This window comes from Streptomyces sp. NPDC088766, assembly GCF_044750845.1.
Lineage (GTDB): Bacteria > Actinomycetota > Actinomycetes > Streptomycetales > Streptomycetaceae > Streptomyces.
The window spans coordinates 103867-116663 of the sequence record NZ_JBIVKQ010000004.1; the positions used below are offsets into that span (position 1 = coordinate 103867).

The 12797-nt window shown below is 73.1% G+C and carries 8 protein-coding genes and 1 pseudogene; all 9 read right to left on the reverse strand.

Translation table 11 applies throughout. From position 1 onward, the window contains the following. Positions 1-113 precede the first annotated feature (113 nt). On the reverse strand, positions 114-1163 hold the full coding sequence (locus ACIP5W_RS07670) for a sugar phosphate isomerase/epimerase family protein (RefSeq protein ID WP_401468234.1): 1050 nt from the start codon (positions 1161-1163) through the stop codon (positions 114-116). A 60-nt stretch (positions 1164-1223) separates the two neighbouring features. Then, positions 1224-2648, reverse strand: a complete 1425-nt coding sequence (locus ACIP5W_RS07675; RefSeq protein WP_401468237.1) for a nucleotide pyrophosphatase/phosphodiesterase family protein — start codon at positions 2646-2648, stop codon at positions 1224-1226. After that, positions 2645-3850, reverse strand: coding sequence for a metabolite traffic protein EboE (eboE, locus tag ACIP5W_RS07680; protein ID WP_401468240.1), 1206 nt, complete (start codon positions 3848-3850; stop codon positions 2645-2647). The genes ACIP5W_RS07675 and eboE overlap by 4 nt, the downstream gene beginning before the upstream one ends. A 3-nt stretch (positions 3851-3853) precedes the next feature. Then, a complete protein-coding gene (locus ACIP5W_RS07685) occupies positions 3854-4702 on the reverse strand; it encodes a TatD family hydrolase (RefSeq protein WP_401468243.1) in 849 nt (282 codons plus the stop codon). Continuing rightward, positions 4702-5505 carry an EboA domain-containing protein gene (locus ACIP5W_RS07690; protein WP_401468246.1) on the reverse strand — a complete coding sequence of 268 codons (804 nt, stop codon included), beginning with the start codon at positions 5503-5505 and terminating at the stop codon, positions 4702-4704. The genes ACIP5W_RS07685 and ACIP5W_RS07690 overlap by 1 nt, the downstream gene beginning before the upstream one ends. 305 nt (positions 5506-5810) lie before the next feature. Then, a pseudogene (locus ACIP5W_RS07695) lies at positions 5811-6767 on the reverse strand (sugar phosphate isomerase/epimerase family protein); the annotation flags it as partial. After that, positions 6764-7687, reverse strand: a complete 924-nt coding sequence (locus tag ACIP5W_RS07700; RefSeq protein ID WP_401468249.1) for an SCO3242 family prenyltransferase — start codon at positions 7685-7687, stop codon at positions 6764-6766. The pseudogene ACIP5W_RS07695 and the gene ACIP5W_RS07700, both read right to left, overlap by 4 nt. After that, positions 7684-8814 (reverse strand): inositol-3-phosphate synthase, encoded by a 1131-nt coding sequence (locus tag ACIP5W_RS07705; protein WP_401468252.1) that lies wholly within the window; start codon positions 8812-8814, stop codon positions 7684-7686. The genes ACIP5W_RS07700 and ACIP5W_RS07705 overlap by 4 nt, the downstream gene beginning before the upstream one ends. 245 nt (positions 8815-9059) lie before the next feature. Then, positions 9060-12752, reverse strand: coding sequence for a ThuA domain-containing protein (locus ACIP5W_RS07710; protein WP_401468254.1), 3693 nt, complete (start codon positions 12750-12752; stop codon positions 9060-9062). Positions 12753-12797 lie beyond the last annotated feature (45 nt).

Below are 12797 nucleotides of genomic sequence, written 5' to 3' on the forward strand. Positions count from 1 at the left end.
GCGGGGGCCGGGCCCCGGGGGGGCGGGGGGGGGGGCGCCCCCCCCCCGGGGGGGGGGGGGGGCCCCCCCCCCGGCCGGCCCGGGGGGCGCCCCGCCCCACGCACGCGGGAACGTCAGCACTTCTCGCGCAGCGAGTGCAGATGCTCGCTCGAACGCCGGGCGAAGCTGAGGGAATCGGCCGGGTTGTCGTGTTCGGCCTGCCAGTGGTGGGCCGACCGCTCGCCCCGCAGCCGGGTCACGGCGGAGATGAACCGCTGGTAGTCGATGTCACCGTCGCCCACGTCGGTCATGCGGTAGCCGTAGGTGTTCGCCGGGTCGCTCACCCCGTCCTTGACGTGGAAGAGCGGGTAGCGGTGCGGCTGCCTGAGGACGTAGTCGAGAGGTTCGAACGGTGTGGGCGTGCCGTCGGGCCTCTTGGAGAAGCGGAACTGGCCCGAGTACGCCCAGAAGATGTCCATCTCGAGGAACACCAGGTCGGGGTCGGTCTCGGCGAGCAGGACGTCGTAGAGACGGACCTTGGGATCGTCGGTGGCGAAGGAGAACTCCTCGGAGTGGTTGTGCTGGTAGAACTTCATGCCGCGGGCCCTGGCCGCCGCGCCGTAGGTGTTGAACTCCTCGGCCGCGCGCTTCCACGCGTCGACGGTGGAGCCGTAGCGGAACGGGCCGGAGGCAGTGCCGATGTGCCTGAGGCCGAGGGCCTGGGCGTCGTCGAGGACCTTGGTGAGGTTCTGGGCGAAGGTGTAGGCGTTCGGGTCGTCGGAGTAGTAGCCGACGTGGCTGCCGATGGGCGACAGGCCGTGGTCGCGGGCCAGCCGCTTGAGCTGCGCCAGGGTGATGGGGCCGGCCGAGCCCTGCGTGTATCCGGCGAACTCCACCTCGTCGTAGCCGTACTTCTCCAGTTCGGCGAAGACGGGCGCGAAGCCGAGTGTGGAGACCTTGTCCCGCAGGCTGTAGAGCTGGATGCCGAGCCGCCCGGGAGGCAGGACCGGCCGGCCGCGGCCGCCGGACGTCGCGCCGGTCGTCGTCGCGGCAGCGGGAGTGGCGGCCGCGGGAGTGGCGGCGGCTCCCAGCAGGGCGGCGGCGGCGCCCGCGGCCACGCCGAGCATGCCTCGTCTGGTGAGGCGGTGGGTGAGTTCGGGGTCGGGCTGGGAGATGCGGCTCATGCCTGGAACTCCTCGTGGTCGGAGGGCGTTGTCAGTGGTGAGTGCTTCACTTGTGACCGGTCAGGAGAGACCGGCCAGGCGCAGCAGCAGGGACTTCACATCGGCGGCCGCGACGCGGTCGCCGATGGCGCGGGGGGTGGAGCAGATGAGGAGCGGACCGTCGTCGTCGCTCGCGGGGAGGCGGCCGTGGCTGCCTCGAATAGGTGACGGGTCGAGGGGCACGACCGCCATGCGGTAGCGCATGCCGAGCTTCTTGCGCGCCAGGGCGGTGGCCGCCTTGACCTTGACATAGGGGTCGAGCGGGTCCATGAACAGCTCGGCCGGGTCGTAGCCGGGTTTGCGGTGGATCTCGACGAGCCGTGCGAAGTCGGGTGCGCGGGCGTCGTCGAGCCAGTAGTAGTACGTGAACCAGGCGTCCGGCTCCGCGACGGCGACCAGCTCGCCGGAGCGCGGATGGTCGAGGTGGTGTGCCTTCTTGCCCTCGTCGTCGAGGAGCTCGCCGACGCCGGGCAGATCGGCGAGGACGGCCCGGGTGGCGTCCAGGTCCTCGGGACGGCGCACGTAGACGTGGGCGATCTGGTGGTCCGCGACCGCGAAGGCACGGGACGCCGTCGGGTCGAGGTACTCCATGCCGTCCTGGGTGTGCACGTCCAGCAGTCCGGCGCGGCGCAGGGCGCGGTTGATGTCCACGGGCCGGCTCACCGGGGTGATGCCGTACTCGGACAGCGCGACGACGGTACGGCCTTCCGCGCGCGCCTCGTCCAGCAGCGGGGCCACGGCGGCGTCGAGGTCGGCGGCCGCCTTCAGGGAGCGCGGGTCGTCGGGGCCGAAGCGCTGGAGGTCGTAGTCGAGGTGAGGGAGGTAGCACAGGGCCAGGTCGGGCCGGCGGGTGCGCAGGACGTGCCGGGTGGCGTCGATGATCCAGCGGCTGGAGACGAGGTCGGCGCCGGGGCCCCAGAAGTGGAAGAGGGGGAAGGTGCCGAGCTTTTGGGTGAGTTCGTCGTGCAGGGCCGGTGGCCGGGTGTAGCAGTCGGGCTCCTTGCGGCCGTCGGCGTAGTAGACCGGACGGGGGGTGACGGTGATGTCGGTGTCGGCGCCCATGGCGTACCACCAGCAGATGTTGGCGACCGTGTAGCCGGGGTGGGCCCGGCGGGCGGCGTCCCACAGTTTGTCGCCGGTGACCAGACCGTTGTGCTGGCGCCACAGCAGGACGTCGCCGAGTTCGCGGAAGTACCAGCCGTTGCCGACGATGCCGTGTTCCGACGGGAGGGTGCCGGTGAGGAAGGTGGACTGGGCGGCGCAGGTGACGGCGGGCAGGACGGTGCCGAGCGGGGCCAGGGAACCGGTTCGGGCCAGCGTTTTGAGATGGGGCATGTGGTCGAGGAGACGGGGGGTGAGACCGACGACGTCGAGGACGAGGAGGGGGACGGGGCGTTCCGGTGCCGCGGCGGCCTCGCGGGCGGCCTGCGGGGGGTCAAAGGTCATGGCAGCTCCTTCAGGCCGAGGTCGGTCAGCAGGTCGCGGGCCAGGGCGAGTTCGGCGGCGATGCCGTCGGCGAGCTGGGCCCGGCCGCGGGGGCGCAGCTCCGGCGGGAGGGCCTGCCAGGTGTAGGTCTCGACCTCGAGGTGGCGGGTGAGCGGGTGCGGTCCGCCGACGAGTGAGGTCAGGGCCTCCTTCAGGACGGGGAGGGTGGAGGTGAGGGGCGCGGCGGGAGCGGCGTGCAGCGGGACGTGGAAGTGGGCGCGCCAGGGCGAGGTGTCGGGCAGGGCGCCCTCGGCGAGGGCCTGGCCGAGGTCGTCGGTGCCGTGCCGGCCGGTGGCGACGGGGGTTCCTCCTGCGGGGACGGAGCGGGGTGAGGGGGAGGTGCGCGTCTGGTGCAGGAAGCGGGGTTCGTCGAAGGCGGCGAGGGCCTCGCGGACGGCGGGGAGGTGGGGGTGTTCGGCGTGCAGGGCGGCCGACAGCTGGGCTTTGACGACGGGGAGGCGGGCCGCGGTGAGCGCGTCCAGGGCGGCGTGCGGGTCTTCGAAGGAGGTGGCGAGGTGGCAGGTGTCGACGCAGACGCCGATGCGGGGGTGACCGACGGCGGTGAGCGGGGCGAGGGCGTCGCCGGTGGTCTCGACGATGCAGCCGGGCTCGGGTTCGAGGCCGACGCGGACGGAGCGGCCGGTGAGGTCCGCGAGGGCGTCGAGGCGTTCCGCGAGGGTGAGCAGGGCGGCGTGCGCGGCGTCGGCGTGGGCGGTGGTCCAGGTGGTGCGCCAGCCGAGGGGCAGGGTGGAGATGCTGCCCTCGGTGAGGTCGTCGGGGAGGAGACCGGTGAGGACACGGGCCAGGGCCGTGGTGTGGTCGAGGCGCTCGGGGTCGGCCCAGTCGGGTTTGTACACCCGGTACTTGACCTGCCCGGCGCCGAAGCCCTCGTAGGGGAAGCCGTTGAGGGTGACGACCTCCAGGCCCCGCCGGTCGAGTTCGGCGCGCAGGCCGCGCAGGGCGGCCGGGTCGGTGTCGAGGGCGAGCGCGGCGTCCTTGGCGAGCCACAGGCCGATGCCGAGCCGGTCGCGGCCCAGGCGGCGGCGGACCGGCTCGCAGTGGTCGCGCAGTTGCCCGAGCACGCCGTCGAGGCTCTCGGCGGGATGCACGTTGGTGCAGTAGGCGAGATGGACGGTGGTGCCGTCGGGGTGGCGGAAGCGCATCGCTCACTCACCGCCGCGCAGCACGGAGTTGCCCTCGTGGGTGGGGCCGGGAACGGTCGCCTCGACGGTCAGCCGGCCGCTGAGACCGTAGAAGGAGACGGGGTTGCGCCACAGGACCAGGTCGACGTCGTCCTCGGTGAAGCCCTCGGCCAGCATCAGGTCGGCCACACCGCGCGTCTTGAGGGGGTCGCTGCGGCCCCAGTCCGCGGCGGAGTTCACCAGGACCCGCTCGGGCCCGTGGGCGCGCAGGATCGCGACCATGCGGCGTTCGTCCATCTTGGTGTCCGGGTACACCGAGAAGCCGAGCCAGCAGCCGCTGTCCTTGGCCTCCTTCACGGTGGTCTCGTTGAGATGGTCGACCAGGACGTGCTCCTCGGGCAGCGCGGACTCCCGGACGGCGTCGAGGGTGCGGCGGAGTCCGGCGAGTTTGTCGCGGTGCGGGGTGTGCACCAGCGCGGGCAGTCCGTGGTCGGCGGCGAGCTGGAGCTGGGCGGCGAGGGCGGTGTCCTCCGCGGGGGTCATCGAGTCGTAGCCGATCTCGCCGACGGCCACGACCCGGTCCTTGACGAGATACCGGGGCAGTTCGTCGAGGACGGGGACGCAGCGCGGATCGTTCGCCTCCTTGGGGTTGAGGGCGAGGGTGCAGTGATGGGCGATGCCGTACTGGGCGGCCCGGAAGGGTTCCCAGCCGAGCAGGGAGTCGAAGTAGTCGAGGAAGGAGGCGGGCGAGGTGCGGGGCTGGCCGAGCCAGAAGGACGGTTCGACGACGGCGCGGACCCCGGCCGCGTACATGGCCTCGTAGTCGTCGGTGGTCCGGGAGGTCATGTGGATGTGGGGGTCGAAGATGCGCATCAGGACTCCTTGCCGTGGGGGTGGCCCGGGTCTTGGGGACATGTCCCGTGCGGCGGGGGCACGGGACCGGCGGGGTCGGCGGGACCGACGGGGCCGGCCGGGTCGGTCAGGGCGAGGACGCGGTGCAGGTCCGGCGGTACGGGACGGTCCGCGGCCGTGCGTTCGGCGGCGTAGTCGCCGAGCATGCGGGCCAGTTCGCCGTCGGCGCGGGCCCGGTCCGCCAGGTCCGCCACCGCGTCGACGGGCACCCCCGTGAACAGGCACTTCAGGACGGCGTGGCGCCAGGCGTGGGCGTCGAGGTGGCGGGCTGCGTAGGGGCCGACGGCGGCCGCGAGGAGCCGGGTGTCGTTGGTGCGCAGGGCGTCCTCCAGCAGCGGCAGGGCGTCCGGGCCGGACACGAGGTGCGGCAGGGCGTGCAGCACGGCCCGGCGCTCGTCGGCGGTGCCCTGGAAGTACGCCCGGCTCAGGGCGGCCGGGTCGGCGCTGGCGGCCCGCAGGATGAGCACCCGCGCGGCGTCCGCGTGCCGGCCGCCGCAGCGACGGCCGGCCTCGGCGAGACGCAGTTCCCACACGGAGATCGGACCGTGGGCCCCGGGATGGGCGGCGGCCTCGTCGAGGGCCCGGAGGAACCAGGCGCGGGCCGGTTCCGGCAGGTCGGACACCAGGTGGTCCTGGAGGGCGTCGAGGGGGGTGAGGGCAAGGGCCAGGACAGGGGACAGGGCGGTGGACGTGCTGCCGGGGGCGGTGGTGGTTCCCCGGTGTGACGGTGGCGTGGTCGCCGGGGTGGCGTGGCGGTGGGTCATGGGGTGCTCCCTTCCGGGGTGGCGGAGGGCTCGCCGGGTGGTACGGGCGAGGGGGCCGCCGGGGCCGCCGGGGGCGGCGGGAGCGGCGGGAGCGGCAGGTGCGCGGTCGGCTGTGTGGGGCGTTCGGCGTGCCGGCCCGCCTCCTCGGGGGCGGGCGGGCGACCTGCGGGTGGGCCGGAGCGGCGGCCGTCCGGTGGGGTGGTTGGGCGGCCGTCGGGTGAGACCGAGGCGCGGCCCTCGGCGGAGGCGGCCGGACGGCCGCCGGGTGAGACCGAGGCGCGGCCCTCGGCGGAGGCGGCCGGACGGCCGCCGGGTGAGACCGAGGCGTGGCCGTCGGGTGGGGTGGTCCGGCGGCCGTCCGGTGGGGCGGGTGTTGCCGCGTGGCGGAGGAAGGGGAGGGAGAGTTCGGCCTGCCGGGGTCCGGCGTGGGAGTGCCGGGGCAGTTCGACGACGGTCAGGCCCCGGTATCCGGTGGCCCGGAGCGCGGCGAGGACGGGCGGGAAGTCGATCTCGCCGTCCCCGAACGGGAGGTGCTCGTGGACACCGTGGCGCATGTCCTCGATCTGCACGTGCCGCAGCCAGGGCGCCGCGGCGCGCACGCAGTCGGCGGGAGGCAGCGGTTCGAGGCACTGGCAGTGACCGATGTCGAGGGTGAGTCCGAGCGGCTCGGGGTCGCCGAGAAGGAGGCGCAGACGGTGGAAGTCGGAGAGGGTGGCGAGGAGATGACCCGGTTCGGGTTCGACGGCGAGCGGGACGCCGGCGGTGCCGGCGGCCTCCAGGACGGGGGCGAGGGTGTCCGCGAGCCGCTGCCAGGCGGCGTCCCGGTCGGTGCCGGGCGGCAGGGTGCCGCTGAAGCAGTGCACGGCGTGGGCGCCGAGGTCGCCGGCGATCCGGACGGCGCGGATCAGCAGATCGACCCGGCGGGCCCGGTCGTCCGGGTCGGGGTCCAGGAGGGAAGGGCCGTGCTTGCGGCGCGGGTCGAGGACATAGCGGGCACCGGTCTCCACGGTCACGCCGAGCCCGAGCGCGTCCAGCCGCCGCGCCACGTGCCGGGTGCGGGTGGCGAGGTCCGGCGCGAGCGGATCGAGGTGCATGTGGTCGAGGGTCAGTCCGACGCCGTCGTAGCCGAGGTCGGCGAGGAGGGTGAGGGCGTCGTCGAGGCGGAGGTCGGCGAGGCCGTTGGTGCCGTAGCCGAAGCGGAGGGAGGCAGGGGTGCGGGTGCCCTCGGGAACGACGGCGGGGGCCGGGTGCCGTGGGCTCACGTGACGCTCACCCGCTTCGCGAACCGTCGGGCGAGCGGCGCGAGGGCCGCCGTGAACAGCGCCGTGCCGATGGTTCCGGAGCGGGCGGCGAGGGCGGACTGGAGGGGGATCGTCGCACGGATGCCGGCTCCGACGGCTCGTTGGGTGAGAGGGGGTGACGGGTTGAGTGCGGCATGGAGGTAGGGGCGGGCGACGGTCGCCGCGTAGGCGGCGGTGAGAACCGCGGTCGTCGCGGCGGGAAGGCCGGGGTGCCGTTGACGCGGAGCCGACCGGGCGCGCGGTGCGCGGCGGTGCAGCAGCCAGGTCAGGGCGCCGGTGGTGGCCAGGGCGGCGAAGGGGGCGGCGGGTGTGCCGTCGCGGGTCTCGTGCCGGGACACCGTCGTGACCGCGAGGGTGTGTGTGCTCAGGAGCACGGCCGGGGGGAGGGCCGGGCGGATCCGGCCTCCGGTGGCCGCGGCGCCGAGCAGGAGGTCCAGGCCGCGCGCGGCGGCCATGGCGAACGGGCCGGCGGGGGTGTGTTTCAGGAGGAGGTCGTAGGACCAGACGGTCGCCGCGAGGGGGGTCGCGACCGCCAGGGCGGGGCGGCCCGCTCCGGCGGCCAGGGCGAGGCCGGCGGCGGTGAGGGCGCAGGCGGCGCCCAGCGCGGCGGCGGGCCGGACCCGGCCGGAGGGCAGCGGGCGGTGCGGGCGCTCGGCGGCGTCCTCGTCCCGGTCCGCCCAGTCGTTGAGCGCCATACCGGCCTCGTAGAGACAGAGGGAGGAGGTGACCGCGAGGACGGTGCGGCGATCGGGTCGGCCGGTGGCCGCGGCCGCTCCCGCGAGGGCGTCGCCGGGGACCGTGAAGAGGGCCGGCAGGCGCAGGAGTTCGGCCCAGGCACGCAGGTCGGGGGTGCCGGGGGTGATCGCCTGGCCTGCGCTCATCGTCCGTCCTCGTCGCTCAGCCGGCGGGCGAAGCTCTCCAGTGCCGCGTACTGCTCCGCCAGGGACGCCGGCGCGTCTCCCACCGGGTCCTTGAAGAAGAAGGCGAGTTCGGGGCGGGGGCCAGCCAGGCCCTGTTCGTGGGCGCGGGCCAGGAGGCGGGCCAGGTCCAGGACGAGCGGGGCCGCGAGGGCCGAGTCACAGCCCTGCCAGATGGTCTGGAGGACCATGCGGGTGCCGAGGAAACCGTCGAAGGCGATGTGGTCCCAGGCGGTCTTCCAGTCGCCGAGGGCGGGCACGTCGTCGATGTGCACCCGGCCCTCCGGGACCGTGCCGAGGGTGTCGGCCAGGACGCGTTCCTTGCCGGCGTTCTTGGCCGCGGCGGCCGCCGGGTCGGCCAGGGCGGCTCCGTCGCCACCGCCCAGGAGGTTGGTGCCGGACCAGGCCCGCACGGCGAGGGCGCGCTGGGCGAACATCGGCCCGAGGACGGACCGCAGCAGTGTCTGCCCGGTCTTGCCGTCGCGGCCGGCGTACGGCAGACCGCTCGACGCGGCGAGGGCGGCGAGGGCGGGGTGGTGCAGACCGGTGGAGGGGGTGAAGTTGGCGTACGGGCAGCCGGCGCGCAGGGCCGCCGCGGCGTACAGGGAACTGGGCGGAAGGGCGGGGCCGGTGGGGGCGGCTTCGGTGGAGGCGACGTTCACCACGACGGCGCGGGCCAGGCCGTGGCGTCGTACGAAGTCGCGCAGGTCCGCGGTGAAGGCGGTGATCAGCTGTTTCTCGTCGCGGGTGTCGCCGGGGAGGGGGCCGCCCGGTCTGATCGCGGCTTCGGCGGCGGCGAGTTCGGCCTCGACGGCGGCGGGGAGGCCTGGCGGGAGGACTCCGCCGGCGGCGAGTTGCTCCGCGCGCTTGGGCAGGGGGCAGTCGAGCGTGTCGTGTCCGCCGAAGACGAGGGAGGACAGGGCGGGCAGCGCGCTGTCGGCGAAGGCCGGTGTCTCGGTGACCAGGCCCGTCGGCGGGCGCAGTCCGGCGGTCAGGGCGGCGCAGCCCGCCACGACGGTGGTGGCGACGGAGCCGCGGGCCCCGATCAGCCAGACGCCGACGCGAGGGGGGAGTGGGCGGGGCGCGGACATGGGCGGCCTCCTTGTCGTGCACGAAGCTGGGCGCGGAGAGGTGATCGCGGGGAAACGGGGAGCTGGGCGCGGAGAAGGGGGGCGTCACCGGGAACGGACGTGAAGAGGGCAGGGGCCGAGAGGGCGGCCGGGGCGGGCGCCGGCGCGGAGTGGGGTGCCGAGCCGGGCGGGTGACGGCGGGCGGAGGTCCGGCGTCCTCCGCCCGCCGCCGTTCCGGTCGCCCCCTCCTCAGGGGGCGGGGCGCCCTAGGAGGGCAGTTCCTTCAGCTGGATGTCGCGGAAGGAGACATGGTCGGCGGCGCCGTGGTTCTGCAGGCCGATGTAGCCGTCGGTCAGGCTCCGCTCGGGGTCCTTGTTGGTGAAGTCGTTGATCCTGACTCCGTTGAGGAACACCTGGAGGCGTTCGCCCTGGACCTTGATCTCGTAGGAGTTCCACTGGCCGGGCGGGCGCAGGACCTGGTCACGGGCCTTGGTGTTCGCCGACTTGAACGAGTAGACGGAGCCTGTGGTGCGGTCGGCCGCGTCCGTGGCGTCGATCTGGATCTCGTAGCCCTTGTTCACCGCGGACCAGGGGTCGTCGGAGGCCGGGAAGCCCACGAAGATCCCGGAGTTGTCGTCGCCCCGCATCTTCCAGTCGAGCTTGAGCGAGTACGACTTCAGCTCCTTGGCCTGGTACCAGAGCAGGCCCATGCCGCCCTCGGACTCCATCACGCCGTCCTTGACGACGAACCTGCCGGGGCCGGCCTGCTTCCAGCCGTCCAGGGTCTGGCCGTTGAAGATCTTCCGGTAGTCCTTGCTCGGCTTGCAGTCCGCCTTCACCTGGCCGGTGGCGTACTGCAGGCCGCCGAGCAGATGGCCGCGGAAGGCCTCGTCGGCGTACGACTCCTTGGTGTGACCGCCGCCGGTGTAGAAGGACCGGCCGCCGCCGTAGTTCTGGCACCAGGCGATCGGGTGGTCGCCCTTCATGGTGCCGCCGCTGTAGGTCGTCTCGTCGAGGGTGGCGAGGACCTTGGCCCGCTCGCGCGGGTTGGTGCGGTAGTTGTACCACTCGTCGGTGCGCTCCCAGGTGTCGCCGAGGTGCGCGGTGGACGGGTGGTCGTGGTCCTCGACGCGGACGGTGGCCTTCTGGATGGCCGGGTGCGAGTCGAAGTAGGCGCCGACGAGGCCGCCGTAGAACTCCCAGTCGTACTCGGTGTCGGCGGCGGCGTGGATGCCCAGGTAGCCGCCGCCGTTCCTGACGTAGTTCTCGAACGCTTTCTGCTGGTCGGCGTCGAGGACGTCACCGGTGGTGGACAGGAAGGCCACCGCGTCGTACTTGGCGAGGTTGGCGGTGGTGAACTGCCGGGCCTCCTCGGTCGCCGTGACCGAGATGCCGGCCGGGGCGCCCAGCTCCTTCAGCGCGGCAATGCCCTCCGGGATGGAGTCGTGCCGGAAGCCCGCCGTCCTGGAGAAGACCAGGACCTTCTTGCCGGCCGTGAACGGCTCGGTGGAGAACTCGAAGTCGTCCACGTCGTACAGCGCGCCCTCGCCGCCCCGGAAGACCAGGTAGATCTCCGTGGTCTTCCTCGGCAGCGACCGCAGTGGCACGTCGACGTCCTGGAAGGTCTCCCAGCCGCCGGTCGGCGGGATGTACGCCGAGCCGTGCAGCGTGCCGGTGGGCGAGCCGGTACGCAGTTCGACGAAGCCGCCCGCGCCGCCGGAGGAGGCCCGCACGGTCATCTTCTTCTGCCCGTCGAACTTGTAGGGGCTGAAGGAGATCCAGTCGCCGTCGTGGATGTCGCCGACGGTCTTGCCGCCGTTGGCGCCGGTCTTGTCGATGACCGACACGCCCGACTGGGTGCTGAAGTGCTCGCCCTGGCGGTGCAGCGGCTGCAGGACGGTGCGGGCGGTGCCGGTCAGCGCCTCCTGGCCGTTCGCCCCGCCGTCGGTGTAACTGGCGCCGACGACGCCGTAGATGTTGGCGTTGGGGTCGTGGCCGCCGTCACCGGGGGGCGGCGTCAGGGTGCCCTCACAGCCCGTCTCGCTGGTCAGCTCGTGGGCGTGGGAGTCGTGGCCGAGGCTGTAGGCGACCTTGACCCTGGCGCAGTCGATCCGCTCCTCGGGGTCGGTGACGGTCACCTTGAACGGCACGGGCTTGCCGAACTCGGCCAGGGTACCGTTGCCCGGGACGTCGATCCGCACCTTGGGCTCGGTGTTGCCGACCACGATCCGGACGCTCGCGTTACCGGTGTTGCCCTCGGGGTCCTCGGCGGTGAAGGTGGCGCTGTAGGTGCCGGCTTTCTTGTACCGGTGGGTGGGGTTGAGACCTTCGCCCTTGGTGCCGTCGCCGAAGTCCCAGCCGTAGGTGAGGTCCGTCGAGTCGGCGTCCTTGGCGGAGCCGGTGAAGGAGACCTTCAGGCCGGCCGCTCCGGACGTCTTGTCGGCGCTCGCCTCGGCGATCGGGGAGAAGCCGTCCTCGGCGTTCTCGATGCGGTACAGCGCGGAGTGCTCGTCGCCCTGGAACCAGGAGACGCCGTAGTCGAGGACGTAGAGCGCGCCGTCGGGGCCGAACTCCATGTCCATGATCTGGGTACCGGTCCACGGGAAGTCGTTGATCTTCGCGACCGTGCCGTCGGGTCCGTCCTCGGTCTGTTCGATCCTCTTGATCCAGCGGCGGCCGAACTCACCGGCGAAGAAGTCGCCGTCGTAGGCCTCGGGGAACTTCACGCTGGAGTCGAGGTCGGGGTCGTAGCGGTAGACCGGGCCCGCCATCGGGGACTCGGAGCCGGTGCCGAACTCGGGCAGGGAGCCGCCGTCGTACGGGATCCACGCCGCCTGCGCGGGGGGCAGGTCGACCAGGCCCGTGTTGTGCGGGGAGGTGTTCTTCGGGGCGGCGCAGTCGAACTTCTCGCCGGACTCCTTGGTGGCGAAGTCGTAGTCGACGTAGGCGTCGTTGTCACCGGTGCAGAAGGGCCAGCCGAAGTTGGCGGGCTTGGTGACCTTGGCGAACTCGACCTGCCCCGCCGGACCCCGGTTCGGGTCGGCGGCGCCGGCGTCGGGGCCGTAGTCGCCGACGTAGACGGTGCCGGTCTTGTCGTCGACGCTCATCCGGAACGGGTTGCGGAAGCCCATCGCGTAGATCTCGGGACGGGTCTTCTCCGTGCCCGGCGCGAAGAGGTTGCCCTCCGGAACGGTGTACGAGCCGTCCTCGGCGACCTTGATGCGCAGGATCTTGCCACGCAGGTCGTTGGTGTTGGCGGAGCTGCGGCGGGCGTCGAAGGCCGGGTTGCGGTTCGGGCGGTCGTCGATCGGGGTGTAGCCGTCGGAGGCGAAGGGGTTGGTGTCGTCGCCGGTCGACAGGTACAGGTTGCCGTCCGCGTCGAAGTCGATGTCGCCGCCGACGTGGCAGCAGATGCCGCGGGAGGCGGCGACGTCGAGGACCTTCTTCTCACTGGCCTTGTCCAGCGTGCCGTTGGCGTTCAGCACGAAGCGGGAGAGGCGGTTGACACCGTCGAACTTCTTGAAGTCCTCGGCGGTGCCGGTCTCCGGGGCGTCACCCGCGGGGGTGTCGAGCGGCGGGGCGTAGTAGAGGTAGATCGCCCTGTTGTTCTCGAAGTCCGGGTCGATGCCGACGCCCTGCAGGCCCTCCTCGTCGTGGCTGTAGACGTCGAGCTTGCCGGCGACCTTGGTGACGCCGCCCTGGTCGGTGAGGCGCAGCGTGCCGTCGCGCGAGGTGTGCAGGACGCTGCGGTCCGGGAGCACGGCGAGCGACATCGGCTCGCCCGTCTCGGGCTCGCCCTTGGCGAGCGGAACCTGCTGGAACTGCCCGTCGGCGGCTGCCGGTTCGTCGTGCTCGGGGTGGCCGGGGTGGGCGCCGGCCACGGTCGCCGGGGTGCCCACGGCCAGCAGCAGGCCGGTGAACAGGGCGAGACCGGTGCGAAGTCGGGGTCGACGCCTCATGGCGTTGGTGGATGTGAGTCTGCTTCTGTGCACGAAGTCCCTCCG

What these genes read in the sequence shown, in the direction of transcription:
- ACIP5W_RS07705 (WP_401468252.1), bottom strand. Translation starts at nt 8,814, where the DNA reads ATGTCCGCGCCCCGCCCACTCCCCCCTCGCGTCGGCGTCTGGCTGATC.
- ACIP5W_RS07685 (WP_401468243.1), bottom strand. Translation starts at nt 4,702, where the DNA reads ATGCGCATCTTCGACCCCCACATCCACATGACCTCCCGGACCACCGAC.
- ACIP5W_RS07700 (WP_401468249.1), bottom strand. Translation starts at nt 7,687, where the DNA reads ATGAGCGCAGGCCAGGCGATCACCCCCGGCACCCCCGACCTGCGTGCC.
- ACIP5W_RS07710 (WP_401468254.1), bottom strand. Translation starts at nt 12,752, where the DNA reads ATGAGGCGTCGACCCCGACTTCGCACCGGTCTCGCCCTGTTCACCGGC.
- ACIP5W_RS07670 (WP_401468234.1), bottom strand. Translation starts at nt 1,163, where the DNA reads ATGAGCCGCATCTCCCAGCCCGACCCCGAACTCACCCACCGCCTCACC.
- ACIP5W_RS07675 (WP_401468237.1), bottom strand. Translation starts at nt 2,648, where the DNA reads ATGACCTTTGACCCCCCGCAGGCCGCCCGCGAGGCCGCCGCGGCACCG.
- ACIP5W_RS07690 (WP_401468246.1), bottom strand. Translation starts at nt 5,505, where the DNA reads ATGACCCACCGCCACGCCACCCCGGCGACCACGCCACCGTCACACCGG.
- eboE (WP_401468240.1), bottom strand. Translation starts at nt 3,850, where the DNA reads ATGCGCTTCCGCCACCCCGACGGCACCACCGTCCATCTCGCCTACTGC.